The sequence below is a fragment of the Pseudomonas sp. R3.Fl genome (assembly GCF_023516765.1).
In the GTDB taxonomy this organism is placed as follows: domain Bacteria; phylum Pseudomonadota; class Gammaproteobacteria; order Pseudomonadales; family Pseudomonadaceae; genus Pseudomonas; species Pseudomonas citronellolis.
Map to the genome: position 1 here is coordinate 6,234,689 of NZ_JAMGSO010000001.1, position 25,918 is coordinate 6,260,606.

General features: G+C 68.9%; 22 protein-coding genes. 20 read left to right on the top strand and 2 right to left on the bottom strand.

Annotated elements, in window-relative coordinates:
• Positions 1-4 precede the first annotated feature (4 nt).
• The 15 genes from M8R19_RS27650 to M8R19_RS27720 all read left to right on the top strand — a co-directional run bounded on the left by M8R19_RS27650 (position 5) and on the right by M8R19_RS27720 (position 15,149).
• Positions 5-850 (top strand): HTD2 family dehydratase, encoded by an 846-nt coding sequence (locus M8R19_RS27650; RefSeq protein ID WP_249919515.1) that lies wholly within the window; start codon positions 5-7, stop codon positions 848-850.
• Positions 844-1,674 carry an HpcH/HpaI aldolase/citrate lyase family protein gene (locus tag M8R19_RS27655; RefSeq protein WP_249919516.1) on the top strand — a complete coding sequence of 277 codons (831 nt, stop codon included), beginning with the start codon at positions 844-846 and terminating at the stop codon, positions 1,672-1,674. The genes M8R19_RS27650 and M8R19_RS27655 overlap by 7 nt, the downstream gene beginning before the upstream one ends.
• Entirely contained in the window at positions 1,671-2,420 is a 750-nt protein-coding gene (locus M8R19_RS27660; protein ID WP_249919517.1) for an electron transfer flavoprotein subunit beta/FixA family protein, read from the top strand. The genes M8R19_RS27655 and M8R19_RS27660 overlap by 4 nt, the downstream gene beginning before the upstream one ends.
• Positions 2,420-3,349 (top strand): electron transfer flavoprotein subunit alpha/FixB family protein, encoded by a 930-nt coding sequence (locus M8R19_RS27665; protein ID WP_249919518.1) that lies wholly within the window; start codon positions 2,420-2,422, stop codon positions 3,347-3,349. The genes M8R19_RS27660 and M8R19_RS27665 overlap by 1 nt, the downstream gene beginning before the upstream one ends.
• A 20-nt stretch (positions 3,350-3,369) precedes the next feature.
• Entirely contained in the window at positions 3,370-4,566 is a 1,197-nt protein-coding gene (locus tag M8R19_RS27670; RefSeq protein ID WP_074985901.1) for an acetyl-CoA C-acetyltransferase, read from the top strand.
• A gap of 16 nt (positions 4,567-4,582) precedes the next feature.
• Complete coding sequence (locus tag M8R19_RS27675; protein WP_249919519.1) at positions 4,583-5,818, top strand: acetyl-CoA hydrolase/transferase family protein; 1,236 nt, start codon at positions 4,583-4,585, stop codon at positions 5,816-5,818.
• Between the two features lie 179 nt (positions 5,819-5,997).
• Positions 5,998-6,903, top strand: a complete 906-nt coding sequence (locus M8R19_RS27680; protein ID WP_249919520.1) for an alpha/beta hydrolase — start codon at positions 5,998-6,000, stop codon at positions 6,901-6,903.
• Positions 6,904-6,940: 37 nt separating this feature from the next.
• Complete coding sequence (locus M8R19_RS27685) at positions 6,941-7,879, top strand: alpha/beta hydrolase (protein WP_249919521.1); 939 nt, start codon at positions 6,941-6,943, stop codon at positions 7,877-7,879.
• Between the two features lie 293 nt (positions 7,880-8,172).
• The gene (locus M8R19_RS27690; protein WP_074985910.1) at positions 8,173-8,640 is read left to right on the top strand and encodes a MarR family winged helix-turn-helix transcriptional regulator; all 468 of its coding nucleotides are present in this window, start codon (positions 8,173-8,175) and stop codon (positions 8,638-8,640) included.
• The gene (locus M8R19_RS27695; protein WP_249919522.1) at positions 8,637-10,655 is read left to right on the top strand and encodes an FUSC family protein; all 2,019 of its coding nucleotides are present in this window, start codon (positions 8,637-8,639) and stop codon (positions 10,653-10,655) included. Before M8R19_RS27690 ends, M8R19_RS27695 begins: the two co-directional genes overlap by 4 nt.
• Positions 10,652-10,861, top strand: coding sequence for a DUF1656 domain-containing protein (locus M8R19_RS27700; RefSeq protein ID WP_249919523.1), 210 nt, complete (start codon positions 10,652-10,654; stop codon positions 10,859-10,861). Before M8R19_RS27695 ends, M8R19_RS27700 begins: the two co-directional genes overlap by 4 nt.
• A complete protein-coding gene (locus M8R19_RS27705; RefSeq protein WP_074985917.1) occupies positions 10,858-11,733 on the top strand; it encodes an efflux RND transporter periplasmic adaptor subunit in 876 nt (291 codons plus the stop codon). The genes M8R19_RS27700 and M8R19_RS27705 overlap by 4 nt, the downstream gene beginning before the upstream one ends.
• Positions 11,730-13,169 (top strand): efflux transporter outer membrane subunit, encoded by a 1,440-nt coding sequence (locus M8R19_RS27710; RefSeq protein WP_249919524.1) that lies wholly within the window; start codon positions 11,730-11,732, stop codon positions 13,167-13,169. The genes M8R19_RS27705 and M8R19_RS27710 overlap by 4 nt, the downstream gene beginning before the upstream one ends.
• 49 nt (positions 13,170-13,218) lie before the next feature.
• Positions 13,219-14,181 (top strand): LysR family transcriptional regulator, encoded by a 963-nt coding sequence (locus M8R19_RS27715; RefSeq protein ID WP_249919525.1) that lies wholly within the window; start codon positions 13,219-13,221, stop codon positions 14,179-14,181.
• Positions 14,182-14,231: 50 nt separating this feature from the next.
• Positions 14,232-15,149: a LysR family transcriptional regulator gene (locus tag M8R19_RS27720; protein WP_249919526.1), complete on the top strand. Its 918-nt coding sequence runs from the start codon at positions 14,232-14,234 to the stop codon at positions 15,147-15,149.
• Positions 15,150-15,173: 24 nt separating this feature from the next.
• Here M8R19_RS27720 and M8R19_RS27725 read toward each other — a convergent pair whose 3' ends face one another.
• Complete coding sequence (locus M8R19_RS27725; protein WP_249919527.1) at positions 15,174-15,443, bottom strand: DUF2790 domain-containing protein; 270 nt, start codon at positions 15,441-15,443, stop codon at positions 15,174-15,176.
• A gap of 1,029 nt (positions 15,444-16,472) precedes the next feature.
• Positions 16,473-17,405: an AraC family transcriptional regulator gene (locus M8R19_RS27730; RefSeq protein ID WP_074985928.1), complete on the bottom strand. Its 933-nt coding sequence runs from the start codon at positions 17,403-17,405 to the stop codon at positions 16,473-16,475.
• A 531-nt stretch (positions 17,406-17,936) separates the two neighbouring features.
• Here M8R19_RS27730 and mexA point away from each other — a divergent pair.
• From mexA to M8R19_RS27755, 5 genes are all read left to right on the top strand, one after another.
• Entirely contained in the window at positions 17,937-19,073 is a 1,137-nt protein-coding gene (mexA, locus tag M8R19_RS27735; RefSeq protein WP_249919528.1) for a multidrug efflux RND transporter periplasmic adaptor subunit MexA, read from the top strand.
• Positions 19,074-19,088: 15 nt separating this feature from the next.
• The gene (locus M8R19_RS27740) at positions 19,089-22,229 is read left to right on the top strand and encodes an efflux RND transporter permease subunit (protein ID WP_249919529.1); all 3,141 of its coding nucleotides are present in this window, start codon (positions 19,089-19,091) and stop codon (positions 22,227-22,229) included.
• 1 nt (position 22,230) lies between these two features.
• Positions 22,231-23,670: an AdeC/AdeK/OprM family multidrug efflux complex outer membrane factor gene (locus M8R19_RS27745; protein ID WP_249919530.1), complete on the top strand. Its 1,440-nt coding sequence runs from the start codon at positions 22,231-22,233 to the stop codon at positions 23,668-23,670.
• 89 nt (positions 23,671-23,759) lie between these two features.
• Complete coding sequence (locus M8R19_RS27750) at positions 23,760-24,215, top strand: MarR family winged helix-turn-helix transcriptional regulator (protein ID WP_249919531.1); 456 nt, start codon at positions 23,760-23,762, stop codon at positions 24,213-24,215.
• A 142-nt stretch (positions 24,216-24,357) separates the two neighbouring features.
• The gene (locus M8R19_RS27755) at positions 24,358-25,443 is read left to right on the top strand and encodes an MBL fold metallo-hydrolase (protein ID WP_502943076.1); all 1,086 of its coding nucleotides are present in this window, start codon (positions 24,358-24,360) and stop codon (positions 25,441-25,443) included.
• The last annotated feature ends 475 nt before the right edge of the window (positions 25,444-25,918 follow it).

The following is a 25,918-nucleotide window of genomic DNA, read 5'->3' on the forward strand; positions in this document are numbered from 1 at the left end:
TGCGATGACTGCCAACGATCTGGGCCCGCTGCAGGCCTGGCTGGGGCGCCAGGAGTCCTGCGAAGCGCTGATCACCCCGCAGATGCTGGAGGCCTACCGCGCCACCCTGGCGCCGCACCTGTGGGAAGACCAGGGCTTTGCCCCGCCCGGCCTGCACTGGTGCCTGGCGCCGAGCCCGGCGGCGGCGGGCATGGCCGAGCTGGGCGAGGACGGCCACCCGCGCCGCGGCGGCTTCCTGCCGCCGGTGCCGCTGCCCCGGCGCATGTGGGCCGGCGGCGAGGTGGAGACGCTGGCGCCGCTGCCCATCGGCGAGCCGATCCTGCGGGTGTCGAGCATCGACGACATCCGCTTCAAGGAAGGCCGCAGCGGCAAGCTGTGCTTCGTCACCGTCAGGCATGAACTGTCCTGCGCCGGCACCCTGGCCATCCGCGAGCGCCAGGACATCGTCTACCGCGCCCCGGCGGCGCCCGGCCCGGCGCCGGCCGGCGGCGCGGCACGGGAAGGCGAGCGGCAATGCTGGGTGGAAACCCCGTCGACCCTGCTGCTGCGCTACTCGGCGCTGACCTTCAACGCCCACCGCATCCACTACGACCTGCCCTATGTCACCGAGGTGGAAGGCTACGCGGGGCTGGTGGTGCACGGGCCGCTGCAGGCCAGCCTGCTGTTCAACCTGGCCGCCAGCCATGCCGGGCGCGTGCCCCTGCGCTTCGCCTACCGCGGCCAGGTGCCGCTGATCGCCGGCCGGCCGTTCCGCGCGGCGGTGTCCTGGCAGCACAAGGGCGACAGCCTGCAGGCCTGGACCCAGGACGCCGACGGCAACCTCAACATGGAGGCCAGCGCAGCATGCTGAACGATGCCTTCCAGGCGCCGCTGGCGCCCCTGTTCGTACCCGGCGACCGCCCCGAGCGCTTCGCCAAGGCCGCCGCCAGCGGCGCCGATGCGGTGATCCTCGACCTCGAGGACGCCGTGGCCCCCGCCGCCCGCGCCGCGGCGCGGGAAGCCGTGGCCAACCACGGCATCGACGGCGTGCCGGTGATCGTGCGGATCAACGCCACCCGCACCGCGGACTTCCAGGCCGACCTGGCGGCCCTGCGCGAGGCGCGTTTCGACGCGCTGATGCTGGCCAAGGCCGAGGCCGCCATCGACGTCCGCCTGGTGCACTACCTGCTCGGCTGCCAGGTACCGCTGATCGCGCTGGTGGAGACCGCCGGCGCCTTCGACGACCTGGCCGGCCTGCTGCGCGAGCCCGGCGTGGTGCAGGCCGCCTTCGGCTCGCTGGACCTGGCCCTGGACCTGGGCTGCCAGCCCAGCTGGGAGGCCCTGGCCTACTTCCGTGGCGCGCTGGTTTTGCAATCGCGCCTGGCCGGCCTGGCGCCGCCGCTGGACGGCGTCACCACCAGCTTCGACGACCCCGCCGCGGTGCGCCAGGACGCCCTGACCGCCAGCGGCCTGGGCTTCGGCGGCAAGCTGGCGATCCATCCGCGCCAGGTGGCGCCCATCCGCGAGGCCTTCCTGCCCGACGCCAAGGCGGTGGACTGGGCGCAGGCCGTGCTCGCCGCCGCCCAGAGTGGCGCCGCCGTCCAGCTCGACGGGGCGATGGTCGATCGTCCGCTGATCGAGCGTGCCCGCCGCATTCTTTCCCGTTCCAGCGTTACTGGAGAAAAACACCCATGAAAATCCTCGTCGCCGTGAAGCGCGTGGTCGATTTCAACGTCAAGGTCCGCGTCAAGGCGGACAACTCCGGCGTCGATCTCGCCAACGTGAAAATGTCCATGAACCCCTTCTGCGAAATCGCCGTGGAAGAGGCCGTGCGCCTGAAGGAAAAAGGCATCGCCAGTGAAGTCGTTGTCGTTTCCGTCGGCCCGAACGCCGCCCAGGAGCAGCTGCGCACCGCCCTGGCCCTGGGCGCCGACCGCGCGACCCTGGTGGAAACCAACGAAGAACTGAGTTCCCTGGCCATCGCCAAGGCCCTGAAGGTCCTGGTCGAGCGCGAGCAGCCGCAACTGGTGATCCTCGGCAAGCAGGCCATCGACAGCGACAACAACCAGACCGGGCAGATGCTCGCCGCGCTGACCGGCTACGCCCAGGGCACCTTCGCCTCCAAGGTCGAAGTGGCCGGCGACAAGGTGAATGTCACCCGTGAAATCGATGGCGGCCTGCAGACCGTCGCGCTGAACCTGCCGGCGATCGTCACCACCGACCTGCGCCTGAACGAGCCGCGCTACGCCTCGCTGCCGAACATCATGAAGGCGAAGAAGAAGCCGCTGGAGGTGGTCAGCCCGGACGCCCTCGGCGTGTCCACCGGCTCCACCGTCAAGACCCTCAAGGTCGAGGCGCCGGCCGCCCGCAGCGCTGGCATCAAGGTCAAGTCCGTGGCCGAACTGGTCGAGAAACTGAAGAACGAGGCGAAGGTGATCTGATGGCTATCCTGGTAATCGCTGAGCACAACGACGGCGCCCTGGCCGGCGCCACCCTGAACACCGTCGCCGCCGCGCAGAAGATCGGCGGCGAGATCCACCTGCTGGTCGCCGGGCAGGACGTCGGTGGCGTGGCCGAGGCCGCCGCCCAGGTCGCCGGCGTGACCAAGGTGCTGGTCGCCGACAACGCCGCCTACGCCCACCAGCTGCCGGAGAACATCGCGCCGCTGGTGGTTTCCCTGGCCGGCGGCTACAGCCACGTGCTGGCGCCCGCCACCACCAACGGCAAGAACTACCTGCCGCGGGTGGCCGCGCAACTGGACGTCGACCAGCTCTCCGAGATCATCGAGGTGGTCAGCGCCGACACCTTCAAGCGCCCGATCTACGCCGGCAACGCCATCGCCACCGTGCAGTCCTCGGCCCCGGTCAAGGTCATCAGCGTGCGCGGCACCGGCTTCGACGCGGCCAGTGCGCAGGGCGGCTCGGCCAGCGTGGAAGTCGTGAGCAGTGTGTTCGACTCGCGCAGTTCGGCCTTCGTCGGTGAAGAACTGGCCAAGTCCGATCGCCCGGAACTGACCGCCGCGAAGATCGTGGTCTCCGGTGGCCGCGGCATGCAGAACGGCGACAACTTCAAGCTGCTCTATGCCCTGGCCGACAAGCTCGGCGCCGCGGTGGGCGCTTCCCGCGCCGCGGTGGATGCCGGCTTCGTGCCCAACGACATGCAGGTCGGCCAGACCGGCAAGATTGTCGCGCCGCAGCTCTACATCGCCGTGGGCATCTCCGGCGCCATCCAGCACCTGGCGGGCATGAAGGACTCGAAAGTCATCGTGGCCATCAACAAGGACGAGGAGGCGCCGATCTTCCAGGTCGCCGACTACGGCCTGGTGGGCGACCTGTTCGAAGTCGTGCCGCAACTGCAGGCGGCGCTCTGAGCGCCCGGGAGACAACGACAATGAGAAGAGCAGCGATAGTCGCGCCGCGCCGTACCCCGGTCGGCGCCTTTGGCGGCAGCCTGCGCAGCGTGCCGGTGGAGCGCCTGGGCGCCGAGGTGGTCAAGGCCATCCTGGCGCAGACGCGCCTGGACCCGGCGCGCATCGATGACGTGGTGTTCGCCCAGTCCTACGCCAACTCCGAGACACCCTGCGTGGGGCGCTGGATCGCCCTGGAGGCGGGCCTGCCGGTGAGCGTGCCGGGCATGCAGCTGGACCGCCGCTGTGGCGGCGGCCTGCAGGCCCTGGCCAGCGCCGCGATGATGGTGCAGACCGGCGCCGCCGACGTGGTCCTGGCCGGCGGCGTGGAGAGCATGAGCAACATCGAGTACTACTCCACCGACATGCGCTGGGGCGCCCGCGCCGGCTCCGTGACCCTGCACGACCGCCTCGACCGCGGCCGCGAGCGCTCGCAGCCGGAGCACCGCTTCGGACGCATCTCGGGGATGATCGAGACCGCCGAGAACCTGGCCCGCGAATACGCCATCAGCCGCGAGGAGGCCGACGCCTTCGCCGCGCGCAGCCAGCAGCGTGCCGCAGCAGCCTGGGAAGCCGGACGCTTCGACGCCGAGATCGTGCCCATCAGCGTGCCGCAGAAGCGTGGCGAACCCATCCTGGTGAACCGCGACGAAGGCGTGCGCGGCGACACCACGCTGGAAAAGCTGGCCGGGCTGCGGGCATTGGTGAAGGACGGCACAGTGACGGCCGGCAACGCCTCGCAGCAGAACGACGCCGCCGCCGCCTGCCTGGTGGTGGCCGAGGACAAGCTGGCCGAGCTGGGCCTGGAGCCGATCGGCTACCTGCACAGCTGGGCCGCCGCGGGCTGCGAGCCGGCGACCATGGGCATCGGCCCGGTGCCGGCGGTGCGCAAGCTGTTCGAGCGCACCGGCCTAGGCTTCGAGCAGATGGACCTGGTGGAGGTCAACGAGGCCTTCGCCTGCCAGGTGCTGGCGGTGCTCAAGGGCTGGGGCTGGAACGATGCGCAGCGGCTCAACGTCAACGGCTCGGGCATCTCCCTGGGGCACCCGGTGGGCGCCACCGGCATGCGCATCATGACTTCGGTGCTGCACGAGCTGCAGCGCCGCAAAGGGCGCTACGCCCTGGAGACCATGTGCATCGGCGGCGGCCAGGGCCTGGCGGCGATCTTCGAGCGGGCCTGAGCGGGAGCAGCCTGAGATGACGGAAGAAATCCGCCTGGAGACGCTGGACTTCGCCGCCCTGATCCACCCGGGCGACCGGGTGGTGTGGGGGCAGGGCGGCGCCGAACCCACGGCGCTGACCGCGCGCCTGATGGCCCAGCGCGAGGCGATCGGCAGCTTCCGCGCCTTCGTCGGCATGAGCCTGTCCGCCAGCGTCGGCCCGGAACATGCCGCCCAGGTACATTACCAGTCGTACTGCGGCGCCGGGCGCAACCGCCTGCTGGCGCGGGAGAAGCGCCTGGACATCCTGCCGTGCCACTACACCCAGCTGGCGGCGGCACTGGCGCCGGTAGACGTGCTGTTGCTGCAGGTGGCCGAAGGGCCGGGAGGCTTCAGCTTCGGCATCGCCGCCGAATACCTGGTGCCGCTGCTGCGCAGTGCGCGGCTGGTGATCGCCGAGGTCAACGAGCAGACGCCCTGGACCCACGGCGAATACCTGGACCCGCGCGACATCGACCTGCTGGTGCGCACCTCCAGCGCGCCGCTGGAAGTCCCGGCGGCGCCCGGCGGCGAGGTGGAGCGGGCCATCGCCCGGCACATCGGCGGCCTGGTGGAGGACGGCGCGACCCTGCAGCTGGGCCTGGGCAGCCTGCCCGAGGCGGCGCTCGACGGCCTGCGCTCGCACCGCGACCTGGGCATCCACTCCGGCGCCATCGGCGACAAGGTGGCGGAGCTGATGGAGCTGGGCGTGATCACCAATGCGCGCAAGAACATCGACAGGGGCGTCACGGTCGCCGGGGTGTTGCTGGGCGGCGAGCGGGTCTACCGCCATGCCCACCGCAACCCGCGCATCCAGCTGCGCTCGACAGCCTACACGCATTCTCTGGCGGTGCTCGGCAGCATCGAGCGCCTGGTGACCATCAACTCGGCCATCGAGGTGGACCTGACCGGGCAGATCAACGCGGAGATCGCCGGCGGCGCCTACGTCGGCGCGGTAGGCGGGGCGATGGACTTCCTCCGCGGCGCCCAGGCCTCGCTGGGCGGCCTGCCGATCATCGCCTTGCCGGCCACGGCGCTGGGTGGCAGGCAGAGTAGGGTGGTGGAGTGCCTGTCCGGCCCGGTGAGCACGCCGCGGGCGGACGCCGCGCTCATCGTCACCGAATACGGCGTGGCCGACCTGCGCGGCTGCGACCTGCGCGAGCGGGCGCGGCGGATGCTCGCCATCGCCCATCCGGATTTCCAGGAATCGCTGGCCCGGGCGGCCGGGCTCTGACAGCGAACGCGCCAGCCGGCCGTGGCGCGGGCCGGCAAGCGCGCTCGTGAACGGGGAGTATTCATTCGGGTCGTACGATCGAAAAAGAAATCTGTACTGGAAAGCATGGTCCGTACGGCGGGCGGGGAATAGCATTCGATGCCGCGTCCCTTGGTGAATCTCTGAGGAGGTAACTGGACATGAAATCGGTGAAATTCGACAACGGCCCGATCGAGATGGCCGCCAACCTGCACTTGCCGGCCGGCTTCGACGAGCGCAGGACCTACCCGGCCATCGTCGTCACCCATCCCGCCGGCGGCGTGAAGGAGCAGACCAGTGGGCTTTACGCTGCCAAGCTGGCCGAACTGGGTTTCGTCACGCTGGCATTCGACGCCTCGTACCAGGGCGAGAGCGGCGGCGAGCCGCGCCAGCTGGAGAACCCCTATGCGCGTGTCGAGGACATCAGCGCCGCCATCGACTACCTCACGACCCTGCCCTATGTCGACCCCGGGCGCATCGGCGCCATGGGCATCTGCGCCGGCGGCGGCTATACCGTGACGGCCGCCCTGGGCGACCGCCGCATCAAGGCCGTGGGCGCCGTCAGCGCAGCCAACTATGGCGCGATCCTGCGCAACGGCTGGGAAGGGCGCGAAGACCTCGGCGGCGCCTTCGCCATGCTGGAGAGCGCCGCGAAGGCCCGCACCGACGAGGCCAACGGCGCCGCGACGGGCTACTACCCGATCGTGCCGAAGATCGCCGAAGAAGCACCCAACGCCGACCTGGCCGAGGCGGTCGAGTACTACCGCACCCCGCGCGCGCAGCGCCCCACTTCGCCGAGCATCGCGCCGACGCGAAGCCTGATGCAGCTCGTCACCTTCGATGCCTTCCACCTGGTGGAGCTGTTCCTGACCCAGCCGATCCAGATCGTCGCCGGCGAGCAGGCGGGCACGCGCTGGATCAGCGAAGACCTGTTCCGCCGCGCCGCGAGCAAGGACAAGCACCTGCACATCGTCCCCGGCGGAACCCATATCGGCATGTACGACAAGCCGGAGCTGGTGGGCGAGGCCATGGCCAAGCTCGGCCCGTTCTTCAAGGCCCATCTGTAATGCGCCGCTACCGGCGCCGACATTCGAGGAACCTTCCATGAGCCAGATGCAATCCGTCACCTTCAAACATGGCGCCTGGGACGTGGCCGCCACCCTGCGCCTGCCCGAGGGCTTCGATGCCGGCAAGCGCTACGCCGCCATCGTCTGCGCCCACCCGATCAGCAGTTGCAAGGAACAGACCGCGGGCGCCATCTATGGCGAGGCGCTGACCCGGGCCGGCTTCATCACCCTGGCCTTCGACGCCTCCACCCAGGGCGCCAGCGGCGGCGAACCGCGCTTCAGCGAAGACCCCGCCACCCGCGTCGAGGACTTCCGCTGCGCCGTGGACTACCTGGTGACCCTGCCCTACGTGGACGAGGAGCGCATTGGCGTGCTGGGCGTGTGCGGCGGCGGCGGTTACGCCGTCAGCGCAGCGATGACCGAGCGCCGCTTCAAGGCCGTGGGCACCGTGGTCGCCGCCAACTATGGGCGCCTGATGCGCGAAGGCGACATGACGCCCGACGCCGCGCTGAAGACGCTGGACGCCATCGCCAGGCAGCGCACCGCCGAAGCGCGCGGCGCCGAGCCGCTGATCGTGGGCTACATCCCCGCTTCGGAAGCGGAGCGGGCCAAGGCCGGCATCGACGACATCGACATCGTCGAAGCCGTGCAGTACTACACCACGCCGCGCGGCCAGCAGCCGGGCTCGCCCAACAAGCTGCGCTTCACCAGCACCGCGGCGGCGGTGGGCTGGGACGCCTTCCACTTCGCCGAGGTGCTGCTGACCCAGCCGCTGCACATCGTCATCGGCGGCGTGCCGGGCGGCTTCGGCTCCTACCGTGACGGCCTGGAGCTCTATGGCCGGGCGCGCTCCAGCCAGAAGAGCATCCAGATCGTCGCGGGCACGAGCCACTACGAGCTGTACGACCAGCCCGAGGCCACCGGCCAGGCGCTGGCGCAACTGGTGCCCTTCTACAGGAAGCACCTGGGCGCCTGAGGCCACGGTCACGGTCCTGCGCGGCGCCGGTGACGGCGTTGCGCGGGCCGCCGCCCACCCGGCCAGCGGTGGGCTTCGTTCCTGTTCCCAAGGGCGTGTGCCGTTCGTGCGGGCGGCAGGGGACGATCTTCCTGTGGGGCTGCAGCGCCCGTGCGCCCAGCGTTTGAGCTTCGGCACGGGGCTGGCGAAGGGGCGCAGGAGACCGGTGATCGGCTCGTTAAATGATTAGTTTGCAAACTAATTTAATGGCGGGTAAGGTCTCGGACATCCGATCCGAATGGCCCGAGGCGACCATGAAAAAGCTCGATCAGTTGCGCCAGCAGTTCACCAGCCACCTGCGCCCCATCGGCGAGTTGTGGCGACGGGTCGCCCAGGAGTCGTTGCTGGCCCATGGCATCTCGGTGCCTTGCGGTTCCGCCCTGCTGGCCATCGCCCGGCTGGGGGAGGGCGTCAGCCAGAGCGCGCTGGCCGAAGAGCTGGGCATCGAGGCCGCATCGCTGGTGCGCAGCGTCGACCAGCTCGCCCAGGCCGGCCTGGTGCGCCGGGAAAAGGGCCTGCAGGACCAGCGCGTCAAGACGCTCTGGTTCACCGACACGGGGCGCGCGCTGGCCAGCGGCGTCGAGCATGAACTCATCACACTGCGTGCGCGGATGCTCGCCGACGTGCCGCGGGAAGACCTGGAGGCGGCCCTGCGGGTATTCCGCATCATCGAGGGCTTCGCGCAGGCTTCGACTACGGTGGGAGCCGCCGCGAAATCATGACCCCGGCCCTGCCCAGCGCCCGCGACTGGTGGTTCTCGCTGCGCACCTTCGCGGCCTCGATGCTGGCGCTCTACATCGCCCTGGCGCTGTCGCTGCCCAACCCGGTCTGGGCCATGGGCACCGTGTACGTGGTGTCCCAGCCGATGATGGGGGCCATGCGTTCGAAGACGCTCTACCGCGTCGGCGGCACCTTGCTCGGCGTCTCCGTGGCGGTGCTGCTGGTGCCGCCCCTGAGCGACACGCCGATACTGCTGATGCTGGCGACTGCGTTGTGGTCGGGGACCATGCTCTACGTGTCGATGCTCGACCGGACGCCACGCAACTACCTGTTCCGCCTGCCGGCCTACACCATGCCACTGGTCGCCCTGCCGGCGTTGCACGCGCCGCAGAACGTGTTCGAGATCGCCCTGGCGCGCAGCGAGGAAATCATCGTCGGCATCGTCTGTGCGAACGTCGTCGCTGGTCTGGCCATGGGCGAGCGCGTGACCCCGGTGATTCGCCAGCGCCTGGAACAGTGGTTCGCCGCTGTCTCCAGCTGGGCGGCCGAGGCGCTGTCGGCGAAGGTCAGCCAGGCCAGCCGGCATCCGCTGACGGCGGGCCTCCAGGCATTCGAACAGCTGATCGCCCACCTGGCCTTCGACACCGGCAATCAATACGCCGTGCGGGCCGCCCGGGAACTGCGTGCGCGCATGCGCATGCTGATGCCGCACATCTCGTCGCTGGCCGCGCTGCAGGAGGCCCTTTCCCGGCTGGGCGGCGCGAGCGAGGCGCAGCGGCGACGGACGGAAGAGGTCGGCCGATGGCTGATGGCGAGCGCGGACAGCGTCGAGCACGCCAGGTATCCGTCCGTTCCACCGCGGCTGTCCGCCACCGCCACCTGGCCCGAGCTGCTGGAGTGGACCCTCCGCATGCGCCTGGTCGGCCTGGTGGACCTCTGGCGCGATTGCCAGCTGCTGCGCCGCGGCGTCGAGAACGACGATGCGCTGCCGCGCTGGCAGCCGGCCTATCGGCGCTGGAACCTGAGCGGCATCTCGCACCATATCGACTTCGGCATGCTGCTCTTCTACGCCGGCTCCATGTCCCTGGGCATCTTCCTCGGCGGGCTGCTCTGGCTGAGCACGGGCTGGGCGCCGGGGGCCAACGCGCTGGTCCTGGGGACGGTCGCCTGCAGCCTGTTCGCCTCCCTCGACGAGCCGGCCCCGCAGATGTTCCGCTTCCTGCTGGTGAACCTGGCCAGCAGCCTGCTCGGCGGCCTGCTGTTGTTCGTCGTGCTGCCCTCGGCCCATGAGTTCGAAACCCTGGTCGCCTGCTTCTTCGTGCCCTGCCTGCTGTTCGGCGTGCTGCTGGTCTCCCGGCCCCAGTTCGGCACCGAGGCCTTGCTGATGATCGTCTTCACCGGCAGTTTCGTCGGCCTGCGGGGCGCCTACACGGCCGATTTCCAGCTGTTCCTCGACAGTTGCCTGGCCAGTGCGCTGGGCGCGCTGGGGGCGTTGTTGTGGACGCTGCTGATGCGGCCGTTCGGCAGCGAGCTGGCGCTGAGCCGGTTGGTGCATGCCAATTGGCGCGATCTGGCGCACTGCTCTGCGGGCGGGCAGGGCAGCCACTACCCGGAATCGATGGCGCGCATGCAGGACCGCCTGGAACTGTTGCTGCCGCGGCTGGCGAACCAGCGCGGGCAGACGGCCACCGACGCGTTCCGCGACCTGCGCGTGGGCTTCAGCGTGCTGCACCTGCAGCGTGAGGAACAGCGCCTGGGCGGTGAGGTCGAGCAGACGATCGCCCGCCTGCTGGCGGCCATCGCCGCGCATTTCCGGGCCTGCGAAGCGGCGGATGCCTACCGGGCGCCCGACGCCGCGCTGCTGGCCTGCATCGACCAGGGCCTGCGCCAGGTGCTGCCCCTCGCCGGGCCGGCGGCGGACGAGGTGCGCAACGCCCTGGTCGAACTGCGCGTCACCCTGTTCCCGGAGGCCGCCGAACCGGACCTGTCGGGCGCGGCGTCAGGAGCCCGGCCATGATCGGCGAAATCGACCTTTATGGCGTGTTCCTGCCCAGCCTGCTGCTGATGCTGCTGCTCGCCTTCGTCATTACCCGGGTGCTGCGCGCTCTGCTGATGTACCTCGGCTTGTACCGCTATGTCTGGCACCACTTCCTGTTCAACTTCGCTCTCTATGTGATCGTCCTGGGCTCCAGCGTGACCCTGACGCACGGCTGGCACCTATGAAAAACTCCATACGCAAGTTCCTCCCGGTCATTCCCACCCTGCTGCTGGTGGCGGTGGCCGTACCGATAGCGCAACACCTGTGGAACTACTACACCAACGCGCCCTGGACCCGCGACGGGCACATCGGCGCCGAGGTGGTGCAGGTCGCGCCGGACGTGTCCGGGCTGATCACCCAGGTCGACATCGAGGACAACCAGCTGGTCAAGCGCGGCCAGCTGCTGTTCCTGGTCGACCGCAGCCGCTACGAGCTGGCGGTGCAGCAGGCCGAGGCGGTCGTCCGCCAGCAGCGCGCCAGCCTTGGCCAGGCGCGCCGCGAGGCCGCGCGCAACCACGTGCTGGCCGACCTGGTGGCCAAGGAAGTGCTGGAAGACAGCGATGCCCGCGTGCAGCAGGGCGAGGCGAGCCTCGCCAGGGCCGAGAGCGCGCTGGCCCTGGCGCGCCTGAACCTGGCGCGCACCGAGGTGCGCAGCCCGGTGGACGGCTACCTGAACGACCGGGTTCCGCGCGATGGCGACTACGTCAGCGCCGGCCGGCCGGTGCTCTCGGTGGTGGACCAGCATTCCTTCCACGTGGTGGGCTACTTCGAGGAAACCAAGCTGGACGGCGTGCACATCGACCAGCCGGTGGACATCCGCATCATGGGCAGCGGCCAACTGCTGCGCGGCCACGTGCAAAGCGTCGCCGCCGGCATCGAGGACCGTGACCGGGTCAATGGCGAGAGCCTGCTGCCCAACGTCAACCCGACCTTCAACTGGGTGCGCCTGGCCCAGCGGATTCCCGTGCGCGTCGCCCTGGACGAGGTGCCGGCGGATTTCCGCCTGATCGCCGGGCGCACGGCCACTGTCTCGGTGCGTGAGGTGGAACGGCCATGAAAACGTACCTTGGCTTGCTGGGCCTGCTCGGGCTGCTGGCGGGCTGTACCGAGGTCGGGCCGGACTACCGCCTGCCGCAGCAGGCCGCCTGGCGCGAGCCCACGGCTTCTGCCGCGTTCCAGGCCGCGGGCGCGGCGGACTTCGCAACGGCGCCGGTGCCCGACGGCTGGTGGCGCCTGTACCGCGACGCGCAACTCGACAGCCTGGTGCAGCAGGCGCTGGCGGCCAATACCGACCTGCGCCAGTCCAGCGCCAACCTGCGCAAGGCGCTGGCGCTGGAGGCCTCGGTGGCGGCGGACGCCAATCCGCACGCCACGCTGGAGGCCGACGCGCAGCGCGGCCAGGCGCCGCTGGAGGCCTCGCAGGTCGGCGTCCGGCCGCCGGTGATCGACGATGGCGGCCTAGGCCTGTCCATCGGCTACGAGGTCGACCTGTTCGGCAAGCTGGCGCGCGCCGAGGAGGCCGCCCATGCCGATGCCCAGGCCAGTGCGGCGGCCGAAGACCTGGTCCGGGTGACGGTGGTGGCGCAGACGGTGCGGGCCTACGTGCAGGGCTGCTCGGCGACCCGCCAGTTGAATGTCACGCAGCGCCAGCTGGACCTGCAGGCCCGCAGCGCCGAGGTGACCCAGCGCCTGGCCACCGCCGGGCGCGGCAGCCCCGCGGACGTCGAGCGCGCCAGGGCCCAGGAGGAAACCCTGCGCGCGAGCCTGCCGCAGTTCAGCGCCAACCGCGATGCCGCGCGCTATCGCCTGGCCGCCCTGCTGGGGCGCACGCCGGCGCAGTTGCCGGCTGCCTCCCTGGCCTGCAGTGAGGAGCCGCGGCTGGACCAGCCCATACCGGTGGGCGAGGGCGCCGACCTGTTGCGCCGCCGCCCCGACATCCGCCAGGCGGAACGCCAGCTGGCGGGCATGACCGCGCGCATCGGCGTGGCCACCGCGCAGCTCTACCCGAGCGTCACCCTGGGCGCTTCGGCCGGCCTGGCCGGGCGCTTCGGCGAGATCGGGGAGTCCTCGGCCAAGCACTGGAGCCTCGGCTCGCTGATCAGCTGGAACATTCCCGACAGCGGCGCCCGGGCCAGGGTCAAGGCCGCCGAGGCGGACAGCGAGGCGGCCCTGGCCCGCTTCGATGGCGTGGTGCTCGAAGCCCTGCGCGAGACCGAGACCGCCCTGACCTTCTATGCCCGGGAGTTGCAGCGCAACCAGGCCCTGCGCGCGGCCCGCGAGCACGCGCAGCAGGCCGCCCGGGACAGCGAGCGCCTATATGGCGCGGGGCGCCTGCCGTACCTGGCGAGCCTGGATGCCAACCGCACCCTGGCCGACAGCGAGGCGGCGCTGGCCGCTTCCGATGCCCGGGTCGCGCAGGACCAGGTCGACCTGTTCCTGGCGCTCGGCGGCGGCTGGTCCGGCCAGGCGGCGGTGACGGCCGAGGCGCGCTGAGCGCTGGTCGTGCCGATGATTTCCATACTGTGAGCGCTGGAGTCGAATGATGGATCTGTTCGAAGGTATGCAGGCCTTCATACGGGTAGTGGAAAGCGGCAGCTTCACCGGCGCCGCGGAAGGCCTGGGCATGTCGACCTCGAAGGTTTCCCGGCTGGTCGCGGGGCTGGAGAACGAGCTTTCCGCCCGCCTGCTGCAGCGCACCACGCGCAGCCTGGCGGTCACGGACATCGGCATGCGCTACTTCGAACGCTGCAAGCGGATACTCGGCGAGGTCGCCGAGGCGGCGGCGGAGGTGGGCGGCGCGCGCGCCCAGGCGATGGGGCGGCTGCGGGTGCACGCGGTGACCGAGTTCGGCCTGGAGCACCTCACGCCCCTGCTGGTTGACTACCTGGAGCACTACCCGGAAGTCTCCATCGACCTGTCCCTCACCCAGGGCGCGCCGGCCATGCTGGAAGAGGGTTTCGACGTGCTCATCACCCTGGCCGAGGCGCTGCCCGATTCGTCCTTCGTCGCGCAGCGCCTGGGGCAGGTGTTCAGCATCGTCTGCGCCTCGCCGGACTATCTCGCCAAGCACGGGGTGCCCCAGGCGGTGGAAGACCTGAATGGGCACCGCTGCCTGCAGCTGGCCGACTCGCTGTCGCCGCAGGGCTGGCGTTTTTCCGGCCCGCAGGGCGAGCAGTTGGTGGAGCTGGGCGACGTGCTGAAGGTGAACCTCCCGGAGGCCGCCTGCGTGGCGGCGGCCTCGGGCCTGGGCGTGTGCCTGCTGCCGAGCTTCGTGGCCGCCAAGGCCCTGCTGGATGGTTCGCTGGTGCGCATTCTGCCCGCCTATCGCCTGCATGCCCGGGACGTGTTCGCCCTGTATTCGTCGCGCCATTACCTGGACGAGAAGATCCGCACCTGGGTCGAGTTCCTCAAGGCCAGGCTGCCCGAAGCCTTCGACAGGGACCGGCAGATCCTGGATGACCCGGGCTTCTGGGCAGAAGCGGGGAAGCGGCGCTTGCGCGCCTGAACGGTCGGTCACAGCACGGGGGTATGCGCACCATGGACCTTGTTCATTCGATGGAGATTTTCGTTCGCGTGGTCGAGCTGGGGAGCTTCACGGCCGCCGCGGATTCGCTGGGGCATTCCACGCCCCACGTCTCGCGCAGCGTCAGTGAACTGGAAAACCACCTCAAGGCCAGGCTGATCAACCGGACCACCCGCAAGCTGGCCCTGACCGAGGTGGGCAGGCGCTACCTGGAGCGCTGCAAGAGCATTCTCGATGACCTGCGCACGGCCGAGATGGAGGCCGCCGGCGCCCATCTGGAGGCGTTCGGCAAACTGCGCCTGCATGCCCCCAACGGCATTGGCCAGTACCACATCATTCCCCTGGTTTCGCAGTATTCGGAGCTCTACCCGAGCGTGGACTTCGAGCTGACGCTATCCCACGCGACGCCGGACCTCCTGGCGGAGGGCTATGACCTGCTGATCTCCGGCGACAGCAACATCCCCGACTCGGGGTTCATCGCCCAGGGGCTCGGCGCGACCTACAGCGTCCTCTGCGCCGGCCCCGGCTACCTGGCGCGCAACGGGGTGCCGCGGAGCATCGCCGAGCTGTCCGGGCACACCTGCCTGCAACTGGACGACCCCGCGTTCCCGGGCGGCTGGGAGGTCAATGGCTCGGCCATCGACGTGATCGCATCATCGCGCCGGAAGTTCCAGGTGAACGTGGCGGATGGCATCGCCCAGGCCGCCCGGGAAGACATGGGCATCTGCCTGATCCCCCTCTACGTGGCGGCGGCCTCGATCCGGCGCGGCGAGCTGGTCAGGGTGCTGCCCGACCTGATCGCCCATCAGCGCAACGTTTCGGTGATCTATCCGTCCCGGCAGTTCCTCGATGCGAAGGTCAGGACCTTCATCGACTACCTGAAGAACCACCTGCCGGGCCGCCTGGCGGCCGACGAGGAAATACTGCTCGGCGGGGAGGGAAGCGCGTGAGCCGTCATGCCCGTTGGGCGGGCATCAGTCGATCCCGCATTGGCTCGGGAGCTTCTGGTAGGTGACGCTGTGCACGTCGCCGCGGTGGTCCTGGTAGGTGAGCGTCGCCGGCGCGCTGGCGCAGGCGTCCGCCGGCTCGGCATGCAGGGAAATGACCTTGGCGACGTCCAGGTTCATTCCATAGGCATAGGCGACGGTTTGCGCGGCGGCCGGCGCGCCGGTGTCATCCGGTTGGGCGGCAAGGGCCTGCTGGCTGGCGAAAAGGACGGCGGCGAGGGTGAGAGCGTATTTCATGGCGGGTCTTCCTGGGAATGGTGGCGCCCTCGGCCGGCAAGGATGAAGCGGGTGTTCCGCTGCCGGGTGAAAGGCTTGCGAGCAATGTTATCGCCGCGATTGTTCCGATAAATGCCGGGGCTCCTAAGACATTCTTTCTCTGGCGGTAAGAATGGGGAAACGTTGCTTGGGGGGAATGGAGTACGGGTTTGGCAGTGGAGTGTTGGCGAAGTCCGCAGCCCTCTCCCTGAAGGGAGAGGGGGCCGTTCGGAGTGGGTGGGTAACGCAGCGTTAGCCGGGAGGTTCGTAGGGCGCATAACCGTTCGCGGTTATACGCCGTTGGCCGTGCCACCGGAGCGTTCGGCGGTGCCGGTGAATCCAATCGCGGACAAAGTCCGCTCCTACGCCCGTGCCTCCTGGAACCGTAGGAGCGGACTCCGTCCGCGATGGGGTTGGCTGGACGGGTATGGAGTCAGGGAGCTTCGTGATTGCACTTCACGCCGAACGGTCCCTCTCCCGCTTGCGGGGGAGGGTTAGGGAGGGGGAGCGGAGTCAGGGTTGGCAGGGGGGTGGGGGTGGAGTCTGTTGCCCTCACCCCAGCCCTCTCCCAGAGGGAGAGGGGGCTGTCCTGAGTGGCGTCGAACTCAGGCGCTGTCCTCACACCTCGTCACTCCCGCGAACGCGGAACGTAGGGCGTATAACCGTTCGCGGTTATACGCCGTTGGCCGTGCCACCGGAGCGTTCGGCGGTGCCGGTGAATCCAATCGCGGACAAAGTCCGCTCCTACGCCCGTGCTTCCTGGAACCGTAGGAGCGGACTCCGTCCGCGATGGGTTTGGCTGGACGGGTATGGAGTCAGGGAGCTTCGTGATTGCACTTCACGCCGAACGGTCCCTCTCCCGCTTGCGGGGGAGGGTTAGGGAGGGGGAGCGGAGTCAGGGTTGGCAGAGGTGTGGGGGGGAGTCCGTAACCCTCTCCCCAGCCCTCGGCTGCGCGCCCCGCCCTGAAGGGAGAGGGGGCTGTCCTGAGCGAAGGGGGAAGACCGCAAGTCTCACCGCTCCACACCCTCCACAACGAACCCACGCCGATACTGCGAAGGCGAACGACTCATGGTGCGCTTGAATGCAGTACTGAAAGCACTCTCTGACTCATAACCCAGGGAAAAAGCGATAGAAGCAATATTCTCACTACCACTACGCAGACGATCCGCCGCCATGAGCATGCGCCAGCGGACCAGATATTCCATCGCCGTCCTGCCCACCAGTTGCTTGAAGCGTTGCGCGAAGACCGTGCGCGACATGCCGGCGACGCGTGCCAGCTCTTCGAGCGTCCAGCGGCGTTGCGGGGCGGAGTGGATCGCGCCGATCGCGCTGGCGACCTGGTGGTCGGACAAGGCGAGGAACCAGCCCGAAGGGGAACCCGGGGAAGTGTTGGCCAGGTGCAGCCGCAGTATCTGTACCAGCATCAGGTGGGCGAGGTGCGTGGAGACGAGGGTCGAGCCCGGTTCCTGGTGGCGCAGCTCGGTTGCCAGCTGATCCAGGGCCCAGCGCAAGACCTGCGCCTGGCTCGAACCGCCTTCGACATGAATCAGCGAGGGCAGCGCATCGAACAACACGGCGGCCTGGGAGTTGGAGAAATCGAAATGCACACTGATCAGGAAGACCTCGCCACCGCCGTTGTGCAGGGCGATGCCGTCATGGGCTATCGCTTCCATGATGTCCGAGGGGTCTTCCGGCGCCAGGTCGGGGCTTGAAGACAGGATCAGCCGCTGCCCGCTGTTGAGCAGGTAGCAATCGCCTTCGGCGAAACGCATCGGCTGCTCCTGCCCCGCGGTTCTCCCCCAGCACGTGCCCTTCAGGACGGCGGTGAACTTGATGCCCTGGTGCGGGGGAAAATCGAAGGACCAGGCTCCCGCGGCATCCAGGCCGGCGTAAAACTGGCTACGCGGTTTGAGCAGGGAAAGCACATCGGAAAGAGGGTCCATGGTTCCGTACGATCTCGATAGAAAACCGTACCCTATAGCATGGATGGTCCGGCATGCCAGGGGTAAGGTTACGCCACTGTCTTTTCTCGCCGTTGTTTGCATCGACCTGCCGCTGGCGCATGGGCAAGTCCGTCGGGTATGCCGTTTTCATTTGGTATTCATTCTGCATCGGGCAACTCGACGCGGTCTCGGAAGATGCTGAAGTTCCGCGTGGACGAACAAGCCCTTCGAACAAGAAACAGCCCAAATAGACTCGAGCAATATATTCCAGGCCTTGGACCGGAACTGAAACTCCGAGAGCCCAGGGAATAGGCTCTATCGCTATTTTTCCGTCCTGCTCACGCATTGAAAGTTGAGCGCTTCAACTTTCCGACTGCTCTGCCGGAAGACTTTCTCCAATTGATCGGAAGTTCATTCGAACCTGCTCTTCGAGAGTGCGGGAGGGCTTCCGTATTGCCGGCTTCAACTGAAAAACAGTGAAAGCGCCAGCTCGACCTGGCAATGGAAAATATCAACATGAGGACAAGCGCTATGCGTCGAAAGCCAGCCAAATCCGTCTTGGCGTCGGCCCTGCTCATCGCCATGGCGGGCCTGGCCGGGTGCGACAAGCACCAGGCCGCCGCCCAGGCCCAGTTGCCGGAGGTGGGGGTCGTCACCCTGCAGGCCAGGACGGTGACCCTGAACAGCGAGCTGCCCGGCCGCACCAGCGCCTACCGCGTCGCCGAGGTGCGCCCGCAGGTCAACGGCATCATCCTCAAGCGCCTGTTCAAGGAAGGCAGCGACGTCAGGGAAGGCCAGCAGCTCTACCAGATCGACGCCGCGCCCTATGAGGCCGACTACCAGAGCGCTCAGGCCAACCTGGTCTCCAGCCAGCAGCAGGCCGAGCGCTACAAGCTGCTGGTGGCCGACGAGGCGGTGAGCAAGCAGCAGTACGCCGACGCCAATGCCGCCTACCTGCGCGCCAAGGCCGCGGTCGAGCAGGCGCGCATCAACCTGCGCTACACCAGGGTGCTGTCGCCCATCTCCGGGCGCGTGGGCCGTTCCGGCGTGACCGAAGGCGCGCTGGTGACCAGCGGCCAGGCCACCGCCATGGCCACGGTGCAGCAACTGGACCCCATCTACGTCGACGTCACCCAGCCTTCCACCGCCTTGCTGCGCCTGCGCCGGGAACTGGCCGAAGGGCAGTTGCAGAGCGCCGGCGACAACGCGGCCAAGGTCAGCCTGAAGCTCGAAGACGGCAGCGAATACCCGCTGCAGGGGCGCCTGGAGTTCTCCGAGGTCTCGGTCGACGAGGGCACCGGTTCGGTGACCCTGCGCGCCGTGTTCCCCAACCCGAAGGGCGAGCTGCTGCCGGGCATGTTCGTCCATGCGCAGCTGCAGGAAGGCGTGCGCCAGCAGGCCATCCTCGCCCCGCAGCAGGGCGTGACCCGCGACCTGCGCGGCCAGCCTACCGCGCTGGTGCTGGGCGCCGACGACAAGGTCGAGCTGCGCAACATCAGGACCGACCGCACCCTCGGCGCCTACTGGCTGGTCATCGACGGCCTGAAGCCTGGCGACCGCCTGATCACCGAAGGCCTGCAGTTCGTCCAGCCGGGCGCCCAGGCCAAGGCCGTGCCGGCGAAGAACGTCGCGCCCGCCGAGGGCGCGAAAACGGACAGCCAGGGTTAACCAAGGGATTCCAGCATGTCGAAATTCTTCATTGACCGGCCCATCTTCGCCTGGGTGATCGCCCTGGTGATCATGCTGGCCGGGGGCCTGTCGATCCTCAAGCTGCCGGTGAACCAGTACCCGGCCATCGCGCCGCCGGCCATCGCCATCCAGGTCAGCTACCCGGGCGCCTCCGCCGAGACGGTGCAGGACACCGTGGTGCAGGTCATCGAGCAGCAGCTCAACGGTCTGGACCACCTGCGCTACATCTCCTCGGAGAGCAACTCCGACGGCAGCATGACCATCACCGTGACCTTCGACCAGGGCGCCGATCCGGACATCGCCCAGGTCCAGGTGCAGAACAAGCTGCAGCTGGCCACCCCGTTGCTGCCGCAGGAAGTGCAGCGGCAGGGCATCCGCGTGGCCAAGTCGGTGCGCAACTTCCTCATGGTGGTCGGCCTGGTTTCCACCGACGGCAGCATGGGCAAGGAAGACCTGTCGAACTACATCGTCTCCAACATCCAGGACCCGCTGTCGCGGACCCCGGGCGTGGGCGACTTCCAGGTGTTCGGCTCCTCCTACGCCATGCGCATCTGGCTCGACCCGGCCAAGCTCAACAGCTACCAGCTCAGCCCCGGTGACGTGCGCACCGCGGTGCAGGCGCAGAACGTGCAGATCTCCTCCGGCCAGCTGGGCGGCCTGCCCGCGGTCAAGGGCCAGCAGCTCAACGCCACCATCGTCGGCAAGACCCGCCTGCAGACCGCCGAGCAGTTCGGCCGCATCCTGCTCAAGGTCAACGCCGACGGTTCCCAGGTACGCCTGAAGGACGTCGCCGAAATCGGCCTGGACGGCCAGGACTTCAGCATCGACGCGCAGTTCAACGGCAAGCCGGCCTCGGGCATCGCCATCCGCCTGGCCACCGGCGCCAACGCGCTGGACACCGCCAAGGCGATCCGCAAGACCATCTCGGGCCTGGAGCCGTTCATGCCGCCGGGCATGAAGATCGTCTACCCGTACGACACCACGCCGGTGGTCTCGGCCTCCATCCATGAGGTGGTCAAGACCCTCGGCGAGGCGATCCTCCTCGTGTTCCTGGTGATGTACCTGTTCCTGCAGAACTTCCGCGCCACGCTGATCCCGACCATCGCCGTGCCGGTGGTGCTGCTGGGCACCTTCGGCGTGCTGGCCGCGGCCGGCTTTTCGATCAACACCCTGACCATGTTCGGCATGGTGTTGGCCATCGGCCTATTGGTGGACGACGCCATCGTGGTGGTGGAGAACGTCGAGCGGGTGATGAGCGAGGAGGGGCTGTCGCCCCGCGAGGCCACGCGCAAGTCCATGGGTCAGATCCAGGGCGCGCTGGTGGGCATCGCCATGGTGCTGTCCGCGGTGTTCCTGCCGATGGCCTTCTTCGGCGGCTCCACCGGGGTGATCTACCGGCAGTTCTCCATCACCATCGTCTCGGCCATGGCGCTGTCGGTGCTGGTGGCGCTGATCCTCACCCCGGCGCTGTGCGCCACCATGCTCAAGCCCATCCACCAGGGCGACCACGGCGAGCACAAGAAGGGCTTCTTCGGCTGGTTCAACCGCCGCTTCCAGGTCATGACCGGGCGCTACGAGCGGGGCGTCGGCACCGTGCTGCGCCGCCGCCCGGCGTTCCTGCTGGCGTACCTGGTGATCGTGATCGGCATGGGCTGGCTGTTCACCCGCATTCCCACCGCCTTCCTGCCGGACGAGGACCAGGGCGTGCTCTTCGCCCAGGTGCAGACGCCGCCGGGTTCCACTTCCCAGCGGACCCAGGAGGTGGTGGACAAGATGCGCGAATACCTGCTGGACAAGGAAAGCGCCTCGGTCAGCTCGGTGTTCACCGTCACCGGCTTCAACTTCGCCGGCCGCGGCCAGAGCTCGGGCATCGCCTTCATCCTGCTCAAGCCCTGGGAGGAGCGCCCGGGCGCCGAGAACACCGTGTTCGCCCTGGCCCAGCGCGCCCAGCAGTACTTCTTCACCCTGAAGGACGCCCTGGTGTTCGCCTTCCCGCCGCCCTCGGTGCTGGAGCTGGGCAACGCCACCGGCTTCGACCTGTTCCTCCAGGACCAGGCCGGCCTCGGCCACGAAGCCCTGCTGCAGGCGCGCAACAAGTTCCTCCAGCTCGCCGCGCAGAGCCCGGTGCTGCAGCGCGTGCGCGCCAACGGTCTGAACGACGAGCCGCAGTACAAGCTGGAGATCGACGACGAGAAGGCCAGCGCGCTGGGCGTTTCCATCGCCGACGTCAACGATGCCGTCTCCATCGCCTGGGGTTCCAGCTACGTCAACGACTTCATCGACCGTGGCCGGGTGAAGCGGGTGTACCTGCAGGGCCGCGCCGATGCGCGGATGAACCCGGACGACCTGGGCAAGTGGTACGTGCGCAACGACAGGGGCGAGATGGTGCCCTTCACCGCCTTCGCCACCGGCAAGTGGAGCTACGGCTCGCCCAAGCTGGAGCGCTACAACGGCGTGCCGGCCATGGAAATCCTCGGCGAGCCGGCCCCGGGCCGCAGCTCCGGCGAGGCCATGGCGGTGGTGGAGGAGATCGTCAAGCAGCTGCCGGCGGGCATCGGCTATTCCTGGACCGGGCTGTCCTACGAGGAGCGGCTGTCCGGCTCCCAGGCGCCGGCGCTGTACGTGCTCTCGCTGCTGGTGGTGTTCCTCTGCCTGGCGGCGCTGTACGAGAGCTGGTCGATCCCGTTCTCGGTGATGCTGGTGGTGCCGCTCGGCGTGGTGGGCGCGCTGCTGGCGACCTTGCTGCGCGGGTTGTCCAACGACGTGTTCTTCCAGGTCGGCCTGCTCACCACCATCGGCCTGTCGGCGAAGAACGCCATCCTCATCGTCGAGTTCGCCAAGGAGCTGCACGAGCAGGGCAAGGGCTACGCCGAGGCGGCCATCGAGGCCTGCCGCATGCGCCTGCGCCCGATCATCATGACCTCGCTGGCCTTTGTCCTCGGCGTGGTGCCGCTGGCGATCTCCAGTGGCGCCGGCTCGGGCAGCCAGCACGCCATCGGTACCGGCGTGATCGGCGGGATGGTCACCGCGACCGTGCTGGCCGTGTTCTGGGTGCCGCTGTTCTACGTCGTCGTCGGTTCGCTGTTCAAGGGCAAGCGGCCCGCGCAGGACGCAACCGATGCAAAGGGGCAATGACATGAAGAAGTCCTTCCTTTCCCTGGCCGTGGCCGCCGTGGCGCTGTCCGGCTGCTCGCTGATCCCCGACTACCGGCGCCCCGAAGCGCCGGTGGCGCAGGCCTACCCGCAGGGGCCGGCCTATGCGCAGGGCAGCACTGGCAGCGCGGTCGCCGACCTCGGCTGGCGCGAGTTCTTCCGCGACCCGCAACTGCAGCGGCTGATCGAGGTGGCGCTGGACAACAACCGCGACCTGCGCGTCGCCGCGCTGAACGTCGAGGCCTTCCGCGCCCAGTACCGCATCCAGCGCGCCGAGCTGTTCCCGCAGGTCGGCATCGACGCCAGCGGTTCGCGCCAGCGCCTGCCGGGCGACCTGTCGGGTACCGGCCGCGCGGGCATCAGCAGCCAGTACGGGGTGACCCTGGGCACCACCGCCTGGGAGGTCGACCTGTTCGGCCGCCTGCGCAGCCTGCGCGACCAGGCCCTGGAGCAATACCTGGCCACCGAAGAGGCGCAGCGCAGCGCGCAGACCTCGTTGGTGGCCAGCGTGGCCACGGCCTACCTGACGCTCAGGGCCGACCAGGACCTGCTGCAGCTGACCCGCGACACCCTCGGCACCTACCAGAAGAGCTACGAGCTGACCAAGCGCAGCAACGAGGCCGGCGTCGCCTCGGCCCTGGACCTGCGCCAGGCGCAGACCGCCGTGGACAGCGCGCGGGCCAGCCTGGCGCAGTACACGCGCCTGCTGGCCCAGGACCGCAATGCCCTGACCCTGCTGCTGGGTTCCGGCGTGCCGGCCGACCTGCCGCAAGGCATGGACCTGGAGCAGCAGGTGCTGGCCCAGGTGCCGGCAGGCCTGCCCTCGGACCTGCTGCAGCGGCGCCCGGACATCCTCGAAGCCGAGCACCAGCTCAAGGCGGCCAACGCCAGCATAGGCGCGGCGCGCGCGGCGTTCTTCCCGAGCATCAGCCTGACCGCCAACGCCGGCACCCTCAGCCGCCAGCTGTCCGGGTTGTTCGACGCCGGCTCCGGCTCCTGGCTGTTCCAGCCGTCGATCAACCTGCCGATCTTCACCGCCGGCAGCCTGAAGGCCAGCCTGGACCTGGCCAAGGTGCAGAAGAATATCCAGGTGGCGCAGTACGAGAAGGCCATCCAGACGGCCTTCGCGGAAGTCGCCGACGGCCTGGCCGCGCGCGGGACCTTCAGCGAGCAGCTGCAGGCGCAGCGCAGCCTGGTGCAGGCCAGCGACGCCTACTACCGCCTGGCCGACAAGCGCTACCGCACCGGGGTGGACAACTACCTGACCCTGCTCGACGCCCAGCGCTCGCTGTTCGGCGCCCGCCAGCAGCTGATCGGCGACCGCCTGAACCAGCTCACCAGCGAGGTGAACCTGTACAAGGCGCTCGGCGGCGGCTGGCAGGCCACCACGGCCACGCGGGAAACGCCGCCGCGGCAGATGTGAGCAACCCGGCCAGCCCGGCGCTGCCGGCTGGCCATTTCTTCCAGGCGATGAGCATGACGCTTCGCCCTGTCTGACGATGGGACCGGCCCATGAACAAGACCGAACAACTGCGACAGCAATTCACCGGCGACCTCATTCCCTTCGGCGCGCACTGGCGCCACTGCGCCCAGGCGGCGCTCGAGCCCTATGGGCTGTCCCTGCTCGCCAGCAACGCCCTGCTGAGCATGGCGCGGCTGGGGGAGGGGGTGAGCCAGCGGGAACTGGCCGAGGCCGTGGACATCGACGCGGCGACCATGGTGCGCACGCTGCATTGCCTGACGGAGGCGGGGCTGGTGCGGCGCCAGGTCGGCGACGACGACCAGCGGGTGCGCACCCTGTGGTTCACCGACGCCGGCCGGGCCATGCCGCACCGGATCCAGAAGGCCTTGGGCAGGGCGCGCGAGCAGGTGCTGGCCAAGGCCGACCAGGCCGACCTCGAGGCGGCGCTGCGGGTCTTCCGCTTGATGGAGCAGGCCACGCTCTCGTCGCCATCGGGGGCGGATTGAGCCGGCTGCCGCGCCGCCTGTGCCCTTATCCGGCGCCGGCAGGATCGGGCAGGAATGCCGAGGGAATGGGCAAGGCGCTGTTCCCGGGCAGCCCTATACTGCTGGCTTGTCCCTTTCCACCCACGGGATTGTCCTCTTGAAGATCCATCCGCTGCTGCGCGCGCCTATCGCCGACCATGGGTATTCGCCCCAGGCCAGGCAGGGGCGCTTCCACAACCTGACACCGCGCCCGGCGGACATGCCCAAGCCGGACGCCAGGGTCGTCTGGAACGCATTGTTCAACAAGCCGGCGCACACCGTGCCGCGGGCGCCGCTGCCCGTGCAGCGCCTGAGCCGCGCGGCGCTCGAGGCCGCGGCGGACGGCAGCCTGTTCCGCCTCGGGCATTCCACCGTGCTGCTGAAACTGCAGGGCGGCTGGTGGCTGACCGACCCGGTATTCGCCGAGCGCGCCTCGCCGCTGCCGTTTGCCGGCCCCAGGCGTTTCCACGAACCGCCGGTGGCCCTGGCCGAACTCCCGGCGATCCGCGGCGTGATCCTTTCCCACGACCACTACGATCACCTCGACCGCGCCACCATCAAGGCCCTGGCGCCGCGCGTCGAGCTGTTCCTCACGCCGCTGGGCGTGGGCGACCGGCTGCTGGCCTGGGGCGTGCCGGTGGCCAAGGTGCGCCAGCTCGACTGGTGGCAGGGCATCGAGGCCGGCGGCCTGCGCCTGACCGCCACACCGGCCCAGCACTTCTCCGGACGCGGGTTGCGCGACGGCAACCGCACGCTGTGGTGCTCGTGGGTGATCGAGACTCCCGCGTTGCGGCTGTTCTTCAGCGGCGACAGCGGCTACTTCGACGGCTTCGCCGAGATCGGCCGGCGCTTCGGCTCCTTCGACCTGACGCTGATGGAGACCGGCGCCTACAACGAGCATTGGCCCTACGTACACATGCACCCGCAACAGACCGTGCAGGCCCACCGCGACCTGGGCGGGAACTGGCTGCTGCCGATCCACAACGGCACCTTCGACCTGGCGCTGCACGCCTGGCACGAGCCGTTCGAGCGGGTGTTGGTGTGGGCGGACGAGTATGAGGTGCGGGTGTCCACGCCAAGGATGGGGGAACGTGTCGACCTGCATGCGCCCCATGCGGGCGAGCGCTGGTGGCGTGCGGTCGTCGAAGGGGAGTGGGTCGAGGGTGGCGCGGGTGCTCGGCGTTGTTCGCGTTTGGGCGAGGTGCGGTGAGCGGGAGGTGTGTGCAGTGAATGGCCGAGAGCTGTGATGCTGTGTGGTGCGTTGGTTCAGCGAAGGTGATCAAGCCTGGCTCTGCCCCCTCACCCCAGCCCTCTCCCGGAGGGAGAGGGGGCCGTTCGGGGTGGGTGGGTAACGCAGCGTTAGCCGGGAGGTTCGTAGGGCGCATAACCGTTCGCGGTTATCCGCCGTTGGCCGTGCCACCGGAGCGTTCGGCGGTGCCGGTGAATCCAATCGCGGACAAAGTCCGCTCCTACGCCCGTGCCTCCTGGAACTATAGGAAGGCCGCTCCGAGGCGCTCTTCGTAGGATGGGTTGAGCTTGCGAAACCCATGCGGTTGCGCTGATGGGTATCGCTTCGCTCAACACCATCCTACGAAAAGCCATGCTCGCTCATGCGGTAGGAGCGGACTTTGTCCGCGATTCGGCGGATTTCCAGAGAAACATCCGCGCACTCCGAAACGCCCCTT